This window comes from Blastococcus sp. OS1-29, from assembly GCF_057628075.1.
This window is the reverse complement of sequence record NZ_JBXXJK010000003.1, coordinates 410,360-430,473: the sequence shown is the minus strand read 5'-3', so window position 1 is coordinate 430,473 and position 20,114 is coordinate 410,360. Positions and strand designations below refer to the sequence as shown.

The following is a 20,114-nucleotide window of genomic DNA, read 5'->3' as shown; positions in this document are numbered from 1 at the left end:
CCTCACGCCTCGGACGCGATCCTGACCCGGACGTCGAGCGGGACCGTGCCCCTCGGCGTCACCACCAGCGGGTTGACCTCGATCTCCGCGATCTCGGGCAGCGTGTCGACCAGCCAGCCGACCCGGCGCACGCAGTCCGCGACACCGCGGTGGTCCAGGCCGCTGCCGTGCGCGGTCAGGAGGAGCCCGGTGCCGGCGAGCATCTCCGCGGCGTCGGCGTCGCCCACCGGGGCGAGCCGGTGCACCCGGTGTCCCAGCGCGTCGGTCGCCCGTCCGCCGGCGCCGAGGGCGACGACCGGCCCGGCGGAGGCATCCCGCAGGGCCCCGACCAGCAGCTCGTCGCCGGGCGGCACGAGCGGCTGGACGAGCGCGCCCAGCCAGTCGTCCCCGGCCCGCGCGCGGAAGCCGGCGACGACGTCGGCCACCTCGGCGGGGTGGGCCACCGGCAGCCGCAGGTAACCGGCGTCCCCCTTGTGCACCACGCCCGCGACGTAGCCCTTCACGGCGACCGGGGCGTGTGCCTTCCGCGCCGCTGCCGCGGCCTCCGTCGCGGTGAGCGCCCATGCGGACGGTGCGAGACGCAGTCCGGCAGCCGCGCAGAGAGCGGTGACCTCGGGCGGGAGCAGCCAGCCGCCGCCGTGCTGGCGATCGAGGGCCCGGATCAGCACCTCCCGCGCGGCGCGCACGTCCACCCCGGCCGGGGCCTGCGGTGGCTCGACCGGGCGCTCGAGCCAGCGCCGTCGCCGCAGGGCGGTGGCCAGGGCCCGGGCCGCGATGCCGACGTCGTTGGTCGACAGGACGAACCGCTCCTCGCCGGCGGGCAGGAGCAGTCGTTCGAGGGTGGTGGCCCTGGTCAGTCGCACGTCGACGACCGGCCTGGTCGCCTCCCGGCCGGCCGCAGCGGCGCCCGCCACGACCCCGGGCCAGGGGTCGCTCACCGCGGTCGGGGCGGTCACGGTGACGACGGCGCCGACCTCGGGGCTCCCGAGCAGGACCTGGAGCGCCTGGGCGAACTCGTCCTCCCGCACCGCGGCTCCGGCATCGACCGGGTTGCCGGTCGAGGCCAGGGCGGGCAGGACCGCGCGCAGCCGCTCCTGCACGGGCTCGGGCAGCGGATCCACGCGCAGCCCCGCGGCCACGCAGGCGTCGGCGGCCAGGACGCCACCGCCACCCAGGTTCGTGAGGACGGCGACGGCCGGTCCGGCCGGGAGCGGCTGGCCGTGCAGCAGGGCGAGGGCGCCGGCCAGGTCGGTCAGCGTGGAGACGGACTGGATGCCGGCCGCGGCATAGGCCGCCTCGCGCAGCACGTGGGGGGTCGCGGCCCGCGCGGTGTGGGAAGCGGCGGCGCGCGCCCCGGCAGCCGACGTCCCGACGTCCAGTGCCAGCACGGGCATGCGTCCGGCCAGGTGAGCCGCCGTCGACACGAGCCCGCGCAGGTCGGGCTCGGACTCCGCGTGGACGACGGCCAGCGCGGTCCCGTCGTCCTCGTCGAACCAGGCCAGGGCGTCCCGGACGCCGACGTCCAGCGCGTCGCCGATGGCGACCACCGCCGACAGGCCGAGCCCCAGGCGGGTCCAGGCGCTGCCGGCGGCGATCGCGATGCCGCCGGACTGCGCCACCAGCCCGATGTCGCCGGAGGGGACCTGCTCGGAGATGAACGTCGTGTCCAGCCGCCCGGTGGCACCCGGACCGACGACGCCGACGGTGTTCGGCCCGACGAGTCGCATCCCGTAGCGCTCGACCAGGTCGACGACCTCCTCGGCGAGGCCCGGGACCAGCGAGATTCCCGAGGAGACCAGGACGACGGCGCGCACGCCGTGCTCGCCGCAGTCACGGACGACGTCGGCGACGGCCCCCGCGGGCACGGCGACGACCGCCAGGTCGACCGGGCCGGGCAGGTCGGCGACCCGCGGCAGACACGGGACACCCTCGACCCGGTCGGCATGCGGGTTCACCGCGAGCACGGTGCCGGGGAAGCCGGCCTGCTGCAGCTTGCGCACGACCGCCCCGCCGATCGAGTGCGCCCCCGAGCCGGCCCCGATCACGGCGACCGTCTCGGGCCGGAGGACCGCGCGCAACGAGGCCGCGGCCGCCAGGCGGTGGCGTTCCTCCGACGCGGCGGAGTACCGCTCGTCGCCGTGCAGCGTGATGTCGATGCGCATCGAGGGGCCCTCGCGGGTGACGCCCACCGGCAGCCCGAGCGTGTTCAGCACGCGGACCATGCGGCCGTTCTCGGCGAGGACGTCGGCGGTCATGCGCCGGATCCCGATGCGCAGGCACGTCGCGGCGAGCTCCTCCAGCAGGGCGGTCACCACACCGTGGTCGCGCCACTCGTGCGCGACGACCGCCGCGACCTCGCCGCCGTCCCCGCCGACCGGCACCATCTGCACGGCGCCGACCAGCCGGCCCCGGACGACGGCACCGAGGGACACCGCTCCGCTGTCGGCGAGCGTGCGTTCCAGGTAGCCGGGCAGATCGGCGGGGTGGAGCGTGCTGAACCGCAGGTACCGGTCGCGCTCGGGCAGCGCGTCGTGCAGGGCGAGCAGCACCCCCGCGTCGTCCGGACCGAGCCGCCGGACCAGGGCGGGCGTGCCGTCGGCCAGCAGCACCCGGTCGGGAGCGACGCGCCGGGCCCGGACCGCAGGGGCGGGCGGGAGCGCCGTCGCCGTGGCGGTCACGTCCGGACCGCCGACCGCACGCGCGCAGCATGCCCGCCTTCTCTCGTCACGCCGTCCACCGTCGACCACGCGGTCGGGTTCCGGCAGGGGCCGGAAGTCCCACGGCGTCCGGTCTTCCGGCCGCGTCCGCCGCCCACCGGCCACGGCACGGTCGGTAGTGCATCACCAGCCCCCGAGGAGACGTCATGGACGCCGTGAAGACCTGGACCGTTCGGATCGACATCGGTGAGCACGAGGGGCGCACGCGCGCCATGGCCCACCTGCAGACGCGGGACTCCGACCACCTGGTCGGCGTCGGCTCGGCACGGCTGAACCCGACCGACCGGGACGTGCCCGAGATCGGCGACGAGCTCGCCGCCGCCCGGGCGCTGAGCGATCTGGGCCATCGGCTGCTGGATGCCGCGATCGACGACGTGGAGCAGGTGAGCGGCGGTCCCGCGCACCTGCTCCGGTGACTGAGAGGAACGCACCCGGATGACCCTCAACCTGGCCATGATGCTGCGCGAGGCCGCGCGCACCCACCCCGAGAAGGCCGCGCTGCTGTTCGACGGCGGGCAGGTCAGATACGCCGAACTCGACGCCGCCTCCGACCGGTTCTGCGCCGGCCTGCGGGCCCGGGGGCTGGTCCCCGGCGACGCCGTGGGCCTGCAGTTGCCGAACGTCCCGCAGTTCGTGGTCGCCTACTTCGGCATCCTCAAGGCCGGGTGCGTCGTCGTGCCGATGAACGTGTTGTTCAAGGCCGCCGAGGTCGGCTTCATCCTGCGCGACTCCGGCGCCCGGATGCTCATCACCTGGGCCGGGTCCGTGGAGGAGGCCGCCAAGGGGGCGGCCGACGCCGGCCTGCTCGACCTGGTCGTGCTCAACCTGCCCGGCCTGCCCAACGTGACGGTCGGCCGCCCGTACGAGCAGTTGCTGGCCACGGCGGTCGTGGGACCGCCGCCGATGCACCAGACCGAGCCGGGCGACACCGCGGTGATCATCTACACCAGCGGTACGACCGGACGTCCCAAGGGCGCCGAGCTGAGCCACTTCTGCCTGTTCATGAACGCCGACACCCCCGGCCGGCTGTTCGGCATGCGGGAGGACGACATCGTCGCGGTCATGCTGCCGCTGTTCCACGTCTTCGGGCTGTCCAGCGTGATGAACGTCTGCGTGCGGTTCGGCGGGACGATGTCGCTGATCCCGCGGTTCGAGCCGGGCAAGGTGTGCGAGGTCGTCCAGCGGGACCGGGTGACGGTCTTCGAGGGCGTGCCGACGATGTTCATTGCCGTCCTCAACCACCCCGAGCGGGAGAAGTACGACCTCTCCTCGATCCGCGTGGCGGTCTCCGGCGGTGCGCCCATCCCCGCCGAGGTGATCGACGAGTGGGAGCGCACCTATCCCGGCGTGGTGATCCTCGAGGGCTACGGGCTGTCGGAGACCGCCTCCACCACGACCTTCAACATCAGCGAGCAGGAACGTCGGGTCTACAGCGTCGGCAAGCCCATCTACGGGGTCGAGTGCGCGATCTGGGACGCGGAGGGCCGGCCGCTGCCCCCGGGGCGGGACAACGTCGGGGAGCTCGTCGTCCGCGGGTTCAACGTGATGACCCGCTACCACGCGAACCCGCAGGCCACGGCCGAGGCGTTCACCGACGGCTGGCTGCACACCGGGGATCTCGCATACGTCGACGAGGACGGCTTCTACTTCATCGTCGACCGCAAGAAGGAACTGATCATCCGCGGCGGCTACAACGTCTACCCGCGCGAGGTGGAGGACGTCCTCTACACCCACCCAGCGGTGGCCGAGGCCGCCGTCGTCGGCGTCCCGGACGACCGGCTCGGCCAGGAGGTCAAGGCCTTCGTGGCGCTGCGCCCCAACGGGCCGCGGGCGACCGAGCCGGAGCTCATCGCGTACGTCAAGGAACGGATGGCGTCCTACAAGTACCCCCGCAGCGTCGAGTTCCGGGAGCACCTGCCGATGAACGCCACCGGCAAGATCCTCAAGCGGGAGCTGATCGCGTGATGGACCGGATGGGCCCGCTGGACGCCGCGTTCCTGGAGATCGAGGACGCCCAGACCGGGACGTCCCTGGCCATCTCCTCGATCGCGGTCTTCGAGGGACCGGCACTCAGCGCGGAGGAGTTCACCACCGCGATCCGCGGTCGGCTCCCCCTCGTGCCCCGGTACCGGCAGAAGGTGCGGGAGCTGCCGCTGGACCTCGGCCCGCCGGTGTGGGTGGACGACCCGGACTTCGACCTCGGGTACCACCTCCGCCGCACCGCGCTCCCGGAACCGGGCGGCGACCGGGAACTGGCGACGCTCATGGCGCGCGTGATGTCCCAGCGGCTGGACCGCGCCCGGCCGCTGTGGGAGTACTGGTTCGTCGAGGGCCTGGCGGGTGGGCGCTGGGCGATGATCTCCAAGGTCCACCACTGCATGGTCGACGGCGTCTCCGGCACCGATCTGTACCGGGTGATCCTCGATCCCGGCCCCGAGCCAGGGTCGCCCGTCCCCGACGACTGGCAGCCGCACCCCGAGCCCTCGGGCGCCCGGCTGGCCGGGGAGGCGATCCGCGACCTGGCCGCGCTGCCGTGGCGGGCGACGCGGGCGTTGGCCGGCACGGCCCGCTCCCCCGCTGCGCTGGGGCAGCTGGTGCGGACGACGGTCCGCGGCACCGCCTCGTTCGCGACGGCCCTCGTGCCGACCCGGGCCTCCTCGCTCACCGGACCGCTGTCGGCGGAACGCCGCTACGCGTTCGCCCGCAGCACGGTCGAGGACGTGTCCACCGTGCGGCACGCCCTGGGCGGGACCTTCAACGACGTGGTGATGGCGGCCGTCACCGCCGGCTTCCGCAGCCTGCTGATCAGTCGCGGAGAGCAGCCGGCGCCTCATCTGATCCGCTCGCTGGTGCCGGTGAACGTCCGGGCTCCCGGCGAGGAGAGCATCCGCGACAACCGGGTGTCCTCCATGCTCGCGGACCTGCCGATCGAGATCGCCGACCCGATCGAGCGCCTGGGCGCCGTCCGCGAGCTGTTCGGCCGGCTGAAGGCCGAGCACGAGGCCGACGCCGGCGCCGTCCTGGTGAAGCTGGCCGGGCACGAGCCGTTCCTGCCGGTGGCGGCCGGGCTGCGGCTGACGTGGCACGTGCCGCAACGCAACATCACGACCGTCACCACGAACGTGCCGGGGCCGCGGGAGCCGCTCTACGCCCTCGGTCGCCGGTGCGTCGAGATCATCCCGTACGTGCCCATCGCGTCCCGGCTCCGCGTCGGGGTGTCGATGTTCACCTATGCCGGAGCGCTGACGTTCGGGGTCACCGGCGACTACGACACCGCGGGCGACGTCTGGACCTTGGCCGACGGGATCGGGAAGGGCATGGCCGAGCTCGTCGCCGCGGCAGCCGACCGAGCCTCCTCGGAGGTCCCGGGATGACCGTGGTCACCGGCGTCGCCGCCGACGGGCGGCGGTGGGAACTGCGCGCGGCGTCCCACCAGGTCACCGCGCTCACGGCGGGGGGCACGATCGGGGAGGCGCACGTGACCGACCGGGGCGACCGGGTGGTGGTCGAGCTCTGGTCCGCCGAAGCCGGTATGCCGTCCGAGCTGAGGGCCCAGCTCGTGACGGCGGCCTTCTCCTCCCCTGCCCTCCGGCCGGAGCGCCCCGTCCTCGTCTGCATCCCCCGGCACGACGGCGGCCTGCTGGAGGAGGCCCGCCGTCATGTCCGGGACGCCCGGACGCGGGCGGCCGGGGTGACGTGCCTGCTCGAGGGCTACGTGGGGAACGGGACGCCACCGCCGCGCTGACCCGGCGGACTCACAGCCCGGGGGCGCCGTAGACCGGGAACCACCGGCCGAGGTCCGGCTCGATCCGGAGGTCGTCCTCGATCACCGCGCGCACCTGCAGCTCGAGGGGGTTGTCCCGGCGGTCGGGCCGGCCGGTGCGAACGGCTCTGCCTCGCCACGAGGCCTGCTCAGACGTGCGCCCCCACGGGCTGCTCGAGGCCCAGCCGGTATTCACCGCGTCGGGCGGCGGTGTTCATCGCGGCCCGGTGCAGGAGCGCGGCCTGGGCCGCCACCACGTTGCCGGCCTCGCCGTCCCAGGCGCGGAGGACGGGCGCCTGCAGGGCACGCCCGAAGGAGAAGCTCAGCTGCCACGGCTGCCGTGGCGCCCGGTTCAGCGCGGCGAGATTCGCCGTCGCCTGCAGGTCGGACTGACCGCCGGAGAGGAAGACGATGCCGGGGACGGCGGCCGGGACGGCCTGACGGAGTGCGCCGATGGTCGCCTCGGCGATCTGCGCGGCATCCGCCTGCCGGTGGGAGTCGACACCCGGCAGCACCATGTTCGGCTTGAGCAGGCTGGCCTCCAGCACCACCCGGTGGCGGGCCAGCTCGTCGTAGACCGTGCGCAGGGTCGCCACGGTGACCTCCGCGCAGCGCTCGAGGCTGTGCGCACCGTCCATCAGGACCTCGGGCTCGACGATCGGCACCAGGCCGGCCTCCTGGGTCAGCGCCGCGTACCGGGCCAGGGCCTGCGCGTTCGCCGACAGGCAGGTCCGGCTCGGCCGGCCCTCGCCGATCCGCAGGACCGCCCGCCACTTGGCGAAGCGGGCGCCCAGGGCCGCGTACTCCTCGAAGCGGGCGCGTAGCCCGTCCAGCCCCTCGGTGACCACCTCGTCGGGGAACCCCGACAGCGGCGTCGTCCCACGGTCGACCTTGATCCCCGGTACGACACCGGCCCGGCGCAGCACCTCGACGAACGGCGTGCCGTCGTCGGTGCGCTGGCGGATCGTCTCGTCGAAGAGGATCACGCCGCTGATGCTCGCCCCGATGCCGGGGGTCGTGAACAGCAACTGCCGGAAGGCTCGGCGGTGCTCCTCGGTGGACTCCACCCCGATCGCCGCGAGCCGCTTGGCCATCGTCGGGTTGCTCTCGTCCGCCGCGAGGATGCCCTTTCCGGGGGCTACCAGCGCCTGCGCCGTCGGGATCATCGTCGCCAGGTCCATGCGCCCACCGTCGCCGACGGCGACGTCCGGTCACGAGGGCCGGACGTCCCGTCGGCATGCGGCCGACGGTCCCTCGTCGGCCGCACCGCTCACCGGAGGACGGCCACCTTGAGTGCGCCGGTGCTGCCCGGGTCGTCGAACACGTCGTAGGCCTGGGGGACCTCGTCGAAGCCGAACCGGTGGGTGATCAGCCGCGACGCATCGAGCTTCCCGGCCCCGACCAGCTGCAGCAGAGTGGGCGTCGTGGAGGTGTCGACCAGACCCGTGGTGATGGTGACGTCGCGGATCCAGAGGTCCTCGAGGTGCAGCGTGGTCGGCTTGCCGTGCACGCCGACGTTCGCCACGTGCCCGCCCGGGCGGACGACGGCCACCGTCAGGTCGAAGGTGGCGGGCAGGCCGACGGCCTCGATGGCGACGTCCGCGCCGAGCCCTCCGGTCAGCTCCCGGACCGCACCGACGACGTCGTCGTCCGGCGAGAGCGCACGGTCGGCGCCGAAGGACAGGGCCGCGGCACGGCGGCTCTCGACCGGGTCGACCACGACGATCTGCAGGGGGCTGAACAGCCTCGCGGTCTGCACGGCGGCGAGCCCGATGGGGCCGGCGCCGACCACCACGACGGTGTCGCCGGGACGGACCCGGCCGTTGAGGACGCCGACCTCGTAGGAGGTGGGCATGATGTCGGCGAACATCAGCGCCGCCTCGTCGGTGATGCTCTCGGGCAGGACGTGCAACGATCCGTCCGCGAAGGGGATGCGCACCGCCTCGGCCTGGACGCCGTCGATCAGGTGCCCCAGCACCCAGCCCCCTCCGCCGAGGCACTGGCCGTAGCGGCCTTCGCGGCAGAAGCGGCAGCGCCCACACGCGCTGATGCACGACATGAGCACCCGATCACCGGGTCGCACCGTGCGCACACCGGGCCCGACCTCCGTCACGGTGCCGACCGCCTCGTGCCCGAGCACCCGCCCGGACTCCACCTCCGGCACGTCGCCGCGCAGGATGTGCAGGTCGGTGCCGCAGATCGTGAAGCCGTCCACGCGGACGACGGCGTCCTCGGGGTCGCGTACCTGCGGGTCGGGGACGTCCTCCCAGGACCGTTTGCCGGGGCCGTAGTAGACCAGCGCCTTCATGGCGTTCTCCTTTCACCGGCCCCCAGTCGACGGCCCCGGCCGGGCCGGCGGCCACGGTCGGAAGCCGGGACCTGGCGGGTACAAGGTCTGCCCCGGAAGCTCCCGCGGACAGGCAGGCTTGCCCGCTGTGACGCCCGAGGAGTTCTTCGCCGCCCACCCGGTCGGGCTGGCCGTCTACCGCGTGGGCGGCTGACAACGTCTCCGTGGACTCGGAAGCGATGTGCAGCCGGGGCGCGTTCCTGGCGCGGAAATGCGCCCAACCCGCACATCGCCCGTGGCCACGGGCCCGGTCGACGGGCCGAACGGCCCGGTCGCCGGTGACCAGCGCCCCGTACCGCAGCCGACCGGGCACTGGCAGGCTCGTGGAGACGGAGGAGCGGAGCACGCGTGACCGGGTGGCTGTTGCGATACGAGGGCCTCGACCCGGCGCGCGAGCCGCTGCGCGAGGCGCTCTGCACCCTGGGCAACGGCCGGTTCGCCACGCGGGCCGCCGCGCCGGAGTCCCGTGCGGGCGACGGCCACTACCCGGGCACGTACGCCGCGGGCGTGTTCGACCGCCTGGACGACTCGGTGGACGGCGTCCACGTCGAGAACGAGAGCATCGTCAACCTGCCCGACTGGCAGTCGCTCACCTTCCGCATCGAGGACGGCGACTGGCTGGACCTGGCTGCGGTCGCGGTCACCGGCTACGTGCAGGAGCTCGACCTGCGCCGCGGGGTGCTCACCCGCCGGTTCGGCATCCGCGACGCCGAGGGCCGGCGGACCCGCGTCGCCCAGCGCCGGCTCGTCTCGATGGCCGACCCCTACCTCGCCGCGCTGGACATGACCGTGACGCCGGAGAACTGGTCCGGCCGGATGACCGTGCGCTCGGGTCTCGACGGCCGGGTGGAGAACCTCGGGGTCGCCCGGTACCGCGGGCTGGGCAGCCGACACCTCTCCCGCGTCGAGGGGGCCGCGGAAGCCGACGGCACGTTGTCGCTGACCACGGAGACCGTCACCTCCCGCGTCCGCGTCGGCCTCGCCGCCCGCCACCGGCTGCTCGTGGGCGGCGCCGAGCAACCGCTGCGCGGCACGCCGGCCGTGGACCGCGACTTGGCGGGCCTGGATCTGGCGGTGGACGTCGCGCCCGGCGTCCCGGTGACCGTGGAGAAGGTCGTGGCGCTGTACACGTCACGCGACCGCGCCATCGACGAGCCCGGCGCGGCGGCACGGGTCGAGGTCGGCCGCGCACCCGCCTTCGACGCCGTCCTGGGCCGGCACGAACTCGCGTGGCGCGCCCTCTGGGACCGGTGCGACGTCACGATCGACGGGCCGGTCCGCGCCTCGCTGGTGCTGCGGCTGCACGTGTTCCACCTGCTGCAGACCGTCTCCCGGCACAGCATCGACCTCGACGTCGGTATCCCGGCCCGGGGACTGCACGGCGAGGCGTACCGGGGCCACGTGTTCTGGGACGAGCTGTTCGTGATGCCGTACCTGAACCTGCGGCTGCCCGAGGTGGCCCGCGCGATGTTGCTCTACCGCTGGCGCCGGCTGCCCGAGGCCCGCGCCGCCGCCCGCGCGACCGGATGCCGCGGCGCGCTGTACCCGTGGCAGAGCGGGGCGAGCGGGCGCGAGCAGTCGCAGACGGTCCACCTCAACCCGCGGTCGGGCCACTGGCTGCCGGACAACTCGGCGCTGCAGCGGCACATCGGCCTGGCCGTCGCCGTCAACACGTGGCGGTACTGGGAGGCCACCGGGGACCGGGACTTCCTCGACCGCCACGGCGCCGAGATGATCCTCGAGATCGCCCGGTTCTTCGCCGACCTGGCCCGCTACGACCGCAGCGACGACCGCTACGACATCTGCGGGGTCATGGGCCCCGACGAGTACCACGACGCGTTGCCCGGAAGCGTTCGTCCCGGCCTGGACGACAACGCGTACACCAACGTTCTGACGGCGTGGGTCCTCGGCCGCGCCGTCGACTGCCTGGACCTGCTGGGGTCAGCGCGACGGGAGGAGCTGCTCGACCAGCTCGGCATCGCCCGGGCCGACCTCGAGCGGTGGGAGCACGTGGCCCGGAAGCTGCGGCTGTGCTGGCACGCCGACGGCATCCTCAGCCAGTTCCGCGGCTACGAGGATCTCGCCGAGTTCGACTGGGCCGGGTACGCGCAGCGTTACGGCGACATCAGCCGGCTCGACCGCATCCTCGAGGCCGAGGGGGACTCCCCGAACAACTACAAGCTGTCCAAGCAGGCCGACGTCCTGATGCTCTTCCACGTCCTGAGCGCCGACGAGTTCTACGCCGTCCTCGACCGGCTCGGCTACGCCCACGACCGGGAAACCATCCCGCGGACGGTGGGCTACTACCTGGACCGCACCTGCCACGGGTCGACCCTGTCGAAGGTCGTGCACGCCTGGGTCCTGGCGCGGGGCAACCGGCGCAAGGCGTGGGAGTACTGGCTGGACGCACTCGAGAGCGACATCGCCGACGTGCAGGGCGGCACGACCGGCGAGGGCATCCACCTGGGGGCCATGGCCGGAACCGTCGACCTGCTCGAGCGCGGCTTCACCGGGCTGGAGACCCGCGGCGAGGCGCTGGGACTGGACCCCTACCTCCCCGATGCGCTGGCGAGCCTGCGGTTCCGGCTCCGCTACCGCGGCCATCCGCGGATCGAGATCACCGTCACCCACACCAGCGTGACCGTCGGCGGCGGTGCCGCGCAGTCCACGATCCTCCCGGTGCGCGTGCGGGACGAGGAGTACCGGTTCGATGCGCGCGGCAGCCTGGAGATCCCCCTGCACCGGCGCCGCACCGCCCACAGCGGTCGACCGTCCGACGAAGCGGAGAGGTGAGCACCGTGCGCCCACCCACCCCCCGGCCGCACCCCGCGGGCTCGACCGCGGCCTGGCGGTCGGCGATCGAGCAGGCCGCCGACCGCGGCCGACTGGCCCCGTCGGTGCACAACACCCAGCCGTGGGTGTTCGCGCTCTTCCCCGACCGGCTGGAGCTGCGCGCCGACCGCTCCCGGCAGCTGACGGTCCTCGACCCGGACGGCCGGGAGCTGGTGCAGAGCGTCGGGGCCGCGCTGTTCAACGTCCGCGCCTCGCTGGCCGGCTCGCACGTCGGCGCGACGGTGGACCGGCTGCCCGACCCCGCGGACGCCGACCTGCTGGCCGTGGTCCGGCCGGCACCCGACACCCCCGATCCCGACCTCGCCCGGCTCGATCGCGCGATCCCCCGGCGGCACACCAACCGCCGTCCGTTCGGCGCGGAGACGCTGTCCGACGACGTCCTGGGCCGGCTGGCCGACGTCGTCTTCACCGAGGGAGCCCGGCTGGTGCCGGTGCGCACCCCCGCCGAGCGGGAACTGCTCGCCCAGGTCACCCGGGAGGCCGATGCTCTGCAGAACGCCGACCCGCAGTACCGCGCCGAGCTGGAGCAGTGGACCAGCCGCACCCCGGCGCAGGGGGACGGCGTCCCGGCCAGTTCCGTGCCCCGGACATCCGGACCGCGCACGGACGCCGTCCCGGTCCGCGATTTCGATCTGCGCGGGCGCGGCGGGCTGCCCCGGCGCACCGGCTCCGGAACCGACCAGACGCTCCTGGTGCTCGCCACCGACTCCGACGATCCGCCGGCGTGGCTCCGGGCCGGCGAGGCGTTGGAGCGGCTGCTGCTGGAGCTGACCGTCCGCGACTGGGTCGCCGGGCCGATGAGCCAGCCGCTCGAGGTGCCGGCGACGCGACGGCGCCTGGCCGGGCTGACCGCACCGCTCCAGCCGCAGATGGTGCTGCGCGTGGGCCGGGCGGCGACGGCCGACTCGACGGCGCGGCGCCCGCGACGCACGGTCGTGCAGAACAGCGCCCGCCCGGACCCGCCGGTCGTCCCCACCCCGCCGCCGCGTGCCGAGCGGCCGGAGCAGCCCGGCCGGCGCCCGGTGCCGGACGGCCGCGGGGGGACGACGTGGCGGTGACCGGTCAGTCGTGCGTCGACTGGCCGGTGGCGACGTCGACGACGATCCGCACCGGGTTCTGCAGGAGGTAGACCCGGAACCGCGTCGTCGCCGCGGTGCCGATGAAGACCACGGTGGTGCCCTCGAACCTCCCGTCGAACTGCACCGCGGTGACGGACTCGGTGTCGTGGGCCGAGATCCGCCGGGAATCCGAGTACTCCGTGACCCCGGTGTCGGGCGGATTGCCCACGCCGGTCACGGTCGCCTGCAGCGTCGCGTCGCCGGGCAGGTCGATCGCGGCGCCGCTGCCCTGGGAGGCCGGCTGGTCGACGTACCGCACGTCCCACCCCGGCGTCCCACGTCCGCCGAAGTCCAGGACGACGCGGTCGAACCCGTCGTGGTGGCCGATGCGGACGTCGGGGACGTTGCCGAAGGCGTCTGGCGACGCAGCGTGCGTGTCCGGTCGGGTGTCGAGCCTGGTCTTCCCCGGCTCGGACGCCCGGATCCTCACCGTCGCGCCGCACGCCGCGGCCCGGCCACAATGACGCCATGAGTGCCGCCGGTTCGCTGGACGTGATCCCCGACGACGAGTGCTACGCCCTGCTCGCGACCCAGGAAGTGGGCCGGATCGGCGTGGTCGTCGACGACCACCCGCTGATCGTCCCGGTGAACTACGGGCTGGACGGCCGAACGATCGTCGTCCGCACCCACCCGGGCACGATGCTCAGCGCAGCGTCCCGGGGCACCGTGGCGTTCGAGGTCGACGACGTCGACCGCCGGGAGCGGCGGGGATGGAGCGTCCTGGTCCTGGGGGCCGCCGAGGAGATCGGACCCGAGCAGCGGGCCGAGCTGATCGAACGCACCCGAGGCAGCGGGGTGCAGCCGTGGGCGCCCGGTGAGCACGGCGTCTGGCTGCGGATCCGCCCGCAGGGGATCAGTGGACGGCGGATCGTCCCGGGCCGGCTCCCGTGGGGCGTCGACGACCGCGCGTACCTCTGAGCGCTGCCTCCCCGCGGGAGACCGAGTCAGCCCAGCGCATTCCGGTTCGGCCGCACGGCAAGTTCCTCCACCGCCACCCCGTGTCCGCGCTCGCAGGTCACCGCGACGGCCACCTCCCCGCCGCAGCCTGCGTGATGCACCGACAGTGGGCCGCCGTGCGCGCCACCGAGGTAGCGGTCGCCCCACGCCATGAGTGCGAGGGCCGCCGGCAGGAGATCGCGTCCCATGTCGGTCAGCCGGTATTCATGCCGGGTTCGTTGGCCCGGCTGCCGATAGGGCACCCGCTCGAGGAGGCCTGCCTCCACCAGTTCGCGCAGGCGCTTCGCGGCGACTCCCTCGGTGATGCCGACCCGGCCGGCGAAATCGTCGAACCGCCGGGTGCCGTAGAACGCCTCACGCATGATCAGCATCGCCGACCGGGTGCCGACGACCTGCATCGCCCGGTCGATCGAACAGCGACCGTGCGCGCTCCACGCATCGCGGTCCGCGAGGGCGCCTTCGAGCACCGCCGTCCCGTCGTGGCTCATGATCGACATCCTAGCTCCTGACTTGTCAAAAGCGTAGTCAGCCTGCTTTGCTCCTGGCTATGGGAATGCCTAGCCAGATCCGAGGGGAGGCGTCCGACCGGTCGGACCCTCGCGCCGTCCTCGTCGTGCTGTCCCTCGCGGCCTTCATGGCGAGCCTCGACCTTTTCATCGTCAACGTCGCTCTGCCGAGCCTCGGCAGCGATCTCCACGAGCCGTCCCTGAGCACGCTCAGCTGGGTGCTCAACGGCTACGCCATCGTGTACGCCGCGCTGCTGGTGCCCTTCGGCCGGCTGGCCGACCGATACGGCCGCAAGGGTGGCTTCCTCCTCGGGCTGGCCGTGTTCACGCTCGCCAGCGCGGGCTGCGCCGCCATCAGCAGCGTGGAGTGGCTCGTGGTCTTCCGCGTGGTGCAGGCGGCCGGGGCGGCGCTGCTCACACCGACGAGCCTGGGCCTGCTGCTGACCGCCACGCCCGCCGCCGACCGGGTGCGAGCGGTGCGGATCTGGGCAGCGTCCGGCGCGCTCGCCGCGGCGGCGGGCCCCGCCGTCGGGGGCGCCCTCGTCGAGACGTCCTGGCGCTGGGTCTTCCTGATCAACCTGCCCGTCGGAGCGCTGGCCCTGCTCTGGGCGGCGCGAGTCGTGCCGGCATCCCGCGACGAACGGCGCACCCCCCTGCCGGACCTGCTGGGCGCGGCGATCCTGACCGTCGCCATCGGCGCCCTGGCCCTGGGCCTGGTCAAGGGCAGCGACTGGGGGTGGACCAGTGCGAGCACGCTCGGCTGGCTACTCACGGCCGCTCTCGGCATCGCATGGTTCTCGATCCGCTCTCTGCGGCACCCCTCCCCCGTGGTGTCGCCCGCCCTCGTGCGGGTGCGCAGTTTCGCGCTGGCCAACGTCACGGCGATCGCGTTCTCGGTGGCGTTCGCCGCCAACCTGCTGGCCAGCACCTTGTGGATGCAGGAGGTCTGGGGTTACTCGGCGATCCGTACGGGTCTGGGCATCGCGGTCGGCCCGGCCATGGTCCCGCTCTTCGCCGCGATCGCCCAGAAGCTCTCCGCCCGCGTCCCGGCCGGCGTCATCACCGCGATCGGCTGCTGTCTGTTCGGGGTGGCCGTCCTGCTCGTCGGCCTGCGGCTCACGCTGACGCCGTCCTACGCCGCGGTCGTGCTGCCCGGGATGCTGGTGGGCGGTGCCGGTGTCGGTCTCGCGCTGCCGACCATCCTCTCGACCGCGACCGCGGACCTCCCGGTGCACAGTTCGGCCACCGGGAGCGCCGTGGTGAACATGAGCCGCCAGATCGGCGCCGTGCTCGGCATCGCCGTCCTCGTCGCCGTCCTCGGGACGCCGAAGGACGGGGCCGCCGCCCTGGACGCGTTCGCGCGCTCCTGGGTCGTGATCGGCGGCGTGTCGGTCCTGGCCGCCCTCGTCGCGCTCGGCATGACCCCCCGCCGCGACGTCGAGATCTCACCCGCCCTCGAGCCCGGGACCGCCAGGAGCGCCGGGGCATGACCGCCGTCCCCGGCTCGACACCCCTCCTGCCGGCGCTCGAACCGAAGGGCGGAGGACGCGCCGTCGTCTTTCCGGACCAGGCCCGGTCCTGGACCGGAACGCACGGTGGCGTCGTGGTGGCGACGCTGATCCGAGCGGCGGAGGAGGCGGCGACCGGACGGCGACCAGCCGCCGTGACGGCGCATCTCCACCGGCCCGTGGACACGGTCGCCGCCACCATCACGCTCACCGAGGTGTCGTCCGGTCGCACCGTCAGCAGCGTGTCGGTCGGGCTCGACCAGGGACAGCGCCGGGCCACCGCGACGGTGCTGCTCACCGCCGACGGTGACGGCGCCGGCACGCTGTCGTCCAGCGGCCGCCGCGACCTCTCGTCGCTGCCCGTCCCGGACGACCTCGACCGGCTCGGCGTCTTCGACGAGGCGACGCCCATGGCCACCCACCTCGACATCCGCCCGCTCGGTGAGGCACGACCGTTCGGGGGCGGCGACGAGCCGGTGCTCATGGCGTGGCTGCGGATGCGACCGGCACCGGCCTACCGATCCGCGGTGGCTGCCGTGCTGCTCGACGGCCTGGTGCCCTCCCTCTACGCCGTCCTCACCGCACCGGCGGTCATTCCCACCGTCGAGTTCACCGTGCACTTCTGCCCGGTTCAGCCGACGGACGAGTGGTTCTTCATCGAGCAGCGGACGACGTGGTCGACCGGCTCCTTCTGTGTCGACGAGGCGGAGCTCAGGACGACCGACGGAATTCTCGTCGCCCAGTCGCGGCAGCTGCGCCGCATCCTGGGGGCGCCATCGGCGGGGTGAGAGTGCGCCCGCTGACGTGCCGCTACGTCGGCTCGGCGAATCTCGTCAGCCGGATCGTCTCGGGAAGGGCCTGGAGCGAGGCCACCAAGGTGTCGGGCAACGAACCGCTGACGTCCGTGAGGACGTAGCCCAGTTCCCCGCGCGTGGCGAGGATCTGACCGTCGACGTTCAGGCTGTGCTCCGCGATCAGTGCCTCGATCCGGGCCAGGACGCCCGGAATGTTGCGATGGAGCAGCGCGAAGCGGGTCACCGATGCCCCGTGCAGGGCCACCGGGGGCAGGTTGACGCTGAGCGTCGTCGTGCCGGTCCGGCTGAAGTCCAGCAGCTTGCCCGCCACGAACCGGCCGATGTCGTATTGCGCCTCCTGAGTGGATCCGCCCACGTGCGGCGTGAGGATGACGTTCGGCAGTCCTCGCAGCACAGACGTGAACTCGTCCCCCTGCGCCCGTGGTTCATCGGGGAAAACGTCCACGGCGGCGCCGGCGATGTGCCCGCTGAGGATGTGGTCGCGCAATGCCTCGTGGTCGACCACGAATCCGCGGGACAGGTTCAGGAACAGGCTGCGCGGGCGCATGAGGGCGAACTGCTCGGCCCCGAACAGGCCCGCGTTGCCGGCGCGCCCGTCGACGTGCAGCGTCACCGTCTCGGCGGCTTCGAGCAACTCCTCCAGGCTGCCGCAGGCGCGGGCATTGCCGAGCGCGAGCTTGTCCTCGAGGTCGTAGAAGATCACCCGCATGCCCAGCGCCTCGGCCAGGACGGACAGCTGGCTGCCGATGTTGCCGTAGCCGACGATGCCGAGCGTGCGTCCGCGGATCTCGTGGCTCCCGGTCGCCGACTTGTCCCAGGTGCCGGCGTGCAGGGCTCGATCACGGTCCATCAGCCGCCGGGCCAGGCTGATGATCTCGGCGATCGCGAGCTCGACGACGCTGCGGGTGTTCGAGTAGGGCGCGTTGAACACGGCCACCCCGGCGGCAGCAGCTGCCCCGAGGTCGATCTGGTTGGTGCCGATGCAGAAGGCTCCAACGGCCGCCAGGGCGGGGTTCCCTCGCAGGACGTCCGCGGTCACGTGCGTCTTCGACCGGATGCCCAACAGGTCGACCCCGTCCAGCGCCTTCGCGAGGTCCTCGGCGTCCAGCGCGCCGCGCCGGCAGTCCACCTCGTAGCCGGCCGAGGACAGCAGCTCGACCGCCACCGGGTCGATGTTCTCGAGCAACAGAGCTCTGGGCATGTCGTTCGGTCCCCCTTCGGGCTCGACGGCTGGGGCATGGCTCCGAGCGCACGACCCGTACAGCAGTTCACCACCCTTCGAGTGGACGCCTGCAGCGCGGGCCCTGCGCCGGCCGCTGCGCCGGTGTCCGGCACCGCCTCGGCCGCGCGGCAGCCGGGATCAGCGGAGAGACCTGTCCAGCCTCGATGGAGAATGCACGTGCTCAGATCAGAGCCACCACACCGAGGCGCCGAGCACCACCAGCCCGGCGGCGACGGCCAGGAACCGAGGCAGGGCCCGCCCGGGCGCCAGCAGGGCGACCAGGTAGGCGAACAGCGGCATGAGGCCGATCGAGTAGCGCCCCACGACGGGGAAGTCCATGCCGAACGTCAGGACGTTGGAGACCCGCAGCGCCGGGGCGTACAGCACGAAGGTCGCCAGGGCGCAGAGCATCAGCAGGTGCAGCGGGTCGAGGCGTCGGGCCCGGCCGGGCTCCGCAGCGACGGCGTCGGCGTCCAGTTCGATCAGCGTGTCGGTCGGCCGGTCCATCACCGCGACCCCACCGGTCCAGGGGTCGACGACGCGACCGGCGGCGTCGCTCGGCACGGCGGCGGATGTCCCCACGCGCCCCGGCGCGGCGGGGTGCACGGTCGCCCCCCAACCGTCGGAGCCGGCACCGAGGGCGTCGTACCCGCCCGTGGCTGCCGCAGAGCCACGGCGCGGCAGCACCCGCAGGGCCATCAGCAGAAGTGAGCCGATCACCAGCGCACCCAGCCAGAACGGCAGCCCCGAGGCCAGGCCCCGAAGCGGCCCGGTCACGAACAGGTAGTGCTTGGCCGAGAAGTGCCCGATGTCGGTCCACGGCGAGTGGAGGCCCGCGAGCTCGAAGAAGAACCCGGTCACGACGTCGGACGCGCGCGTGGGCGCCATGCTGGCGAACAGGGCCTCGTTGTCGACCACCGCGCGGGCCGCGATCACGCGACCCCAGACCAGCACGGGCACCAGCACGATGGCGCTCAGTGCGGCAATGTGCCACGCGCGCGGTTGCCAGGCCCCGTCCACGCGCCAGCCCCAGCGGCGCCCCACGAGCGCGACGAGCGCCGCGAGGATGAACGCGCCCACGGGCAGGGAGTGCGTGACCGCCGTGAGCGAAGCGAACGCCGACGCCAGCGCGAGCCAGCCGAATCCGCGCCCGGTGCGCATCCAGTGGATACCTGCCCCGGCGACGAGCACGCCGTTCAGCAGCGCCGCGGAGCCGGGGTTGACGATGACGCCGAGGTAGAGCACGAGCGGGGCGGCGATCGGCAGCAGCGACGCCGCGGCGAGCCGCGCCCCGCGCAGCCCCAGCGACCGCGCGACGAGGACGCCGGCGACCGCCCCGCCGAGCAGGCAGACCACGCTCCAGAGTCGGTACACCGTCACGGGAGCGTGCCCGCTCGACGCCCGGTCCACGACGGCGCGCCAGACCTCGCCGCCGACGAAGTACGTGGGGTAGTGGATGTAGGCGGTGCTGTACCGGCCGGACGGGAGCACCCCCGGGTCAAGCTCTGGCGAGCCGCATCCCACGGGCAGTGGGCCGGCCTCGTGCCCGACCCCGCACGCCCACTCCTCGATGACCTGATCGGAGTACAGCGCGCCGCGGTAGGGCAGGTGTCCGTCGTGCACCATCAGCGCATAGCCGAGGTGGACGTGCTCGTCGATGATCGACAGTGGCTTCCGGGCGACCGCCGAGAGCGTCAACGAGATCCCGGCGAGCAGGATCAGGGCCCCCAGCAACAGCCAGGTGACCTTGCCGGCCGCGCGGTGCATCGTCCGCTGGGGGCGTTGCGCCACGGACCCGTCCTCCGTCCTGCTCCCGTCCACCGGACCGGCGGAGCCTTGTACCCGTACAACGAACGTCGGTCCGCAGGTCGCGTCCCGGCTGCACGGCCTGGCCAACGTATAGCGCCCACCACGCCGGCCAGGGAAATCGCGTGCCGAGACCGGGATGTGTCGTATTCACCTGTCCCGACGGACGCCTGCGTCATTTCAGCCACACCCGCAACGACGCCGGCGAGCTGCTGGCCGACGCCAAGACCAGTGGTACGGAACGTTCCGGCGCCGAGGCGGCGATCCTGGAGGTGGCTTGGCCAGACGCCCGCAAGAAGTCAACCGCCTGGGACCCGGGCGAAGGTGTCCGAGGACGTCTCCCTGAGCCGGCGCAGCGTCACTGACCGCGCCGCCACACGGTCCCTGGGCAGTTCAGCAACCTCCCACAGCTTCCCGGCGCTGTTCCCGCTTGCTCTCGAGGAAGGAGCCGGAAGTCCGGACACCCACCGCCGGACCGCTGAAACGTGGTTGCCGGGCCACG

17 protein-coding genes are annotated in these 20,114 nt (G+C 73.5%); 9 read left to right on the top strand and 8 right to left on the bottom strand.

The annotated features are described in order from the left end of the window. Positions 1–2 precede the first annotated feature (2 nt). Complete coding sequence (locus tag AC2H4J_RS10220) at positions 3–2,678, bottom strand: GNAT family N-acetyltransferase (RefSeq protein ID WP_487464750.1); 2,676 nt, start codon at positions 2,676–2,678, stop codon at positions 3–5. Between the two features lie 185 nt (positions 2,679–2,863). Here AC2H4J_RS10220 and AC2H4J_RS10215 point away from each other — a divergent pair, with 185 nt between their 5' ends. From AC2H4J_RS10215 to AC2H4J_RS10200, 4 genes are read left to right on the top strand one after another with little or no spacing between them, the layout of a single operon-like run. Beyond that, positions 2,864–3,133, top strand: coding sequence for a DUF1876 domain-containing protein (locus tag AC2H4J_RS10215; RefSeq protein WP_487464749.1), 270 nt, complete (start codon positions 2,864–2,866; stop codon positions 3,131–3,133). A 19-nt stretch (positions 3,134–3,152) separates the two neighbouring features. Then, a complete protein-coding gene (locus tag AC2H4J_RS10210) occupies positions 3,153–4,682 on the top strand; it encodes a long-chain-fatty-acid--CoA ligase (RefSeq protein WP_487464748.1) in 1,530 nt (509 codons plus the stop codon). After that, a complete protein-coding gene (locus tag AC2H4J_RS10205) occupies positions 4,682–6,091 on the top strand; it encodes a WS/DGAT/MGAT family O-acyltransferase (RefSeq protein ID WP_487464747.1) in 1,410 nt (469 codons plus the stop codon). The genes AC2H4J_RS10210 and AC2H4J_RS10205 overlap by 1 nt, the downstream gene beginning before the upstream one ends. Further along, complete coding sequence (locus AC2H4J_RS10200) at positions 6,088–6,462, top strand: hypothetical protein (RefSeq protein WP_487464746.1); 375 nt, start codon at positions 6,088–6,090, stop codon at positions 6,460–6,462. Before AC2H4J_RS10205 ends, AC2H4J_RS10200 begins: the two co-directional genes overlap by 4 nt. Positions 6,463–6,472: 10 nt before the next feature. Here AC2H4J_RS10200 and pspAB read toward each other — a convergent pair whose 3' ends face one another. The 3 genes from pspAB to AC2H4J_RS10185 all read right to left on the bottom strand — a co-directional run bounded on the left by pspAB (position 6,473) and on the right by AC2H4J_RS10185 (position 8,788). Continuing rightward, the gene (gene pspAB, locus AC2H4J_RS10195; protein WP_487464745.1) at positions 6,473–6,676 is read right to left on the bottom strand and encodes a PspA-associated protein PspAB; all 204 of its coding nucleotides are present in this window, start codon (positions 6,674–6,676) and stop codon (positions 6,473–6,475) included. Further along, the gene (locus AC2H4J_RS10190; RefSeq protein ID WP_487464744.1) at positions 6,630–7,661 is read right to left on the bottom strand and encodes a class I fructose-bisphosphate aldolase; all 1,032 of its coding nucleotides are present in this window, start codon (positions 7,659–7,661) and stop codon (positions 6,630–6,632) included. Before AC2H4J_RS10190 ends, pspAB begins: the two co-directional genes overlap by 47 nt. 89 nt (positions 7,662–7,750) lie before the next feature. Then, positions 7,751–8,788 (bottom strand): zinc-dependent alcohol dehydrogenase family protein, encoded by a 1,038-nt coding sequence (locus tag AC2H4J_RS10185; RefSeq protein WP_487464743.1) that lies wholly within the window; start codon positions 8,786–8,788, stop codon positions 7,751–7,753. Between the two features lie 387 nt (positions 8,789–9,175). Here AC2H4J_RS10185 and AC2H4J_RS10180 point away from each other — a divergent pair, with 387 nt between their 5' ends. Both AC2H4J_RS10180 and AC2H4J_RS10175 read left to right on the top strand, forming a co-directional pair. After that, the gene (locus AC2H4J_RS10180) at positions 9,176–11,620 is read left to right on the top strand and encodes a glycoside hydrolase family 65 protein (RefSeq protein ID WP_487464742.1); all 2,445 of its coding nucleotides are present in this window, start codon (positions 9,176–9,178) and stop codon (positions 11,618–11,620) included. 5 nt (positions 11,621–11,625) lie between these two features. After that, positions 11,626–12,738: an Acg family FMN-binding oxidoreductase gene (locus tag AC2H4J_RS10175; RefSeq protein WP_487464741.1), complete on the top strand. Its 1,113-nt coding sequence runs from the start codon at positions 11,626–11,628 to the stop codon at positions 12,736–12,738. Positions 12,739–12,742: 4 nt separating this feature from the next. On the opposite strand, the gene AC2H4J_RS10170 is transcribed toward AC2H4J_RS10175, so the two are convergent. After that, positions 12,743–13,228: an AMIN-like domain-containing (lipo)protein gene (locus AC2H4J_RS10170; protein WP_487464740.1), complete on the bottom strand. Its 486-nt coding sequence runs from the start codon at positions 13,226–13,228 to the stop codon at positions 12,743–12,745. Between the two features lie 38 nt (positions 13,229–13,266). Here AC2H4J_RS10170 and AC2H4J_RS10165 point away from each other — a divergent pair, with 38 nt between their 5' ends. Then, the gene (locus AC2H4J_RS10165) at positions 13,267–13,716 is read left to right on the top strand and encodes a pyridoxamine 5'-phosphate oxidase family protein (RefSeq protein ID WP_487464739.1); all 450 of its coding nucleotides are present in this window, start codon (positions 13,267–13,269) and stop codon (positions 13,714–13,716) included. A 26-nt stretch (positions 13,717–13,742) separates the two neighbouring features. On the opposite strand, the gene AC2H4J_RS10160 is transcribed toward AC2H4J_RS10165, so the two are convergent. Continuing rightward, complete coding sequence (locus AC2H4J_RS10160) at positions 13,743–14,243, bottom strand: winged helix-turn-helix transcriptional regulator (RefSeq protein WP_487464738.1); 501 nt, start codon at positions 14,241–14,243, stop codon at positions 13,743–13,745. Between the two features lie 65 nt (positions 14,244–14,308). Between AC2H4J_RS10160 and AC2H4J_RS10155 the strand changes: the two genes are divergently transcribed. Further along, positions 14,309–15,751 (top strand): MFS transporter, encoded by a 1,443-nt coding sequence (locus AC2H4J_RS10155; RefSeq protein ID WP_487464737.1) that lies wholly within the window; start codon positions 14,309–14,311, stop codon positions 15,749–15,751. Beyond that, complete coding sequence (locus tag AC2H4J_RS10150) at positions 15,748–16,557, top strand: thioesterase family protein (protein ID WP_487464736.1); 810 nt, start codon at positions 15,748–15,750, stop codon at positions 16,555–16,557. The genes AC2H4J_RS10155 and AC2H4J_RS10150 overlap by 4 nt, the downstream gene beginning before the upstream one ends. A gap of 22 nt (positions 16,558–16,579) precedes the next feature. Here AC2H4J_RS10150 and serA read toward each other — a convergent pair whose 3' ends face one another. Together serA and AC2H4J_RS10140 are read right to left on the bottom strand one after the other, a co-directional pair. Then, complete coding sequence (gene serA / locus AC2H4J_RS10145) at positions 16,580–17,785, bottom strand: phosphoglycerate dehydrogenase (protein ID WP_487464735.1); 1,206 nt, start codon at positions 17,783–17,785, stop codon at positions 16,580–16,582. Positions 17,786–17,992: 207 nt separating this feature from the next. Continuing rightward, entirely contained in the window at positions 17,993–19,597 is a 1,605-nt protein-coding gene (locus AC2H4J_RS10140; protein WP_487464734.1) for a hypothetical protein, read from the bottom strand. Positions 19,598–20,114: the final 517 nt, after the last annotated feature.

Excerpts from the sequence above, each read along its gene's own strand:
- AC2H4J_RS10160 (WP_487464738.1), bottom strand. The coding sequence starts at position 14,243 with ATGAGCCACGACGGGACGGCGGTGCTCGAAGGCGCCCTCGCGGACCGC.
- AC2H4J_RS10165 (WP_487464739.1), top strand. The coding sequence starts at position 13,267 with ATGAGTGCCGCCGGTTCGCTGGACGTGATCCCCGACGACGAGTGCTAC.
- AC2H4J_RS10190 (WP_487464744.1), bottom strand. The coding sequence starts at position 7,661 with ATGGACCTGGCGACGATGATCCCGACGGCGCAGGCGCTGGTAGCCCCC.
- AC2H4J_RS10200 (WP_487464746.1), top strand. The coding sequence starts at position 6,088 with ATGACCGTGGTCACCGGCGTCGCCGCCGACGGGCGGCGGTGGGAACTG.
- AC2H4J_RS10210 (WP_487464748.1), top strand. The coding sequence starts at position 3,153 with ATGACCCTCAACCTGGCCATGATGCTGCGCGAGGCCGCGCGCACCCAC.
- serA (WP_487464735.1), bottom strand. The coding sequence starts at position 17,785 with ATGCCCAGAGCTCTGTTGCTCGAGAACATCGACCCGGTGGCGGTCGAG.
- AC2H4J_RS10185 (WP_487464743.1), bottom strand. The coding sequence starts at position 8,788 with ATGAAGGCGCTGGTCTACTACGGCCCCGGCAAACGGTCCTGGGAGGAC.
- AC2H4J_RS10150 (WP_487464736.1), top strand. The coding sequence starts at position 15,748 with ATGACCGCCGTCCCCGGCTCGACACCCCTCCTGCCGGCGCTCGAACCG.
- AC2H4J_RS10155 (WP_487464737.1), top strand. The coding sequence starts at position 14,309 with ATGCCTAGCCAGATCCGAGGGGAGGCGTCCGACCGGTCGGACCCTCGC.
- AC2H4J_RS10205 (WP_487464747.1), top strand. The coding sequence starts at position 4,682 with ATGGACCGGATGGGCCCGCTGGACGCCGCGTTCCTGGAGATCGAGGAC.
- AC2H4J_RS10215 (WP_487464749.1), top strand. The coding sequence starts at position 2,864 with ATGGACGCCGTGAAGACCTGGACCGTTCGGATCGACATCGGTGAGCAC.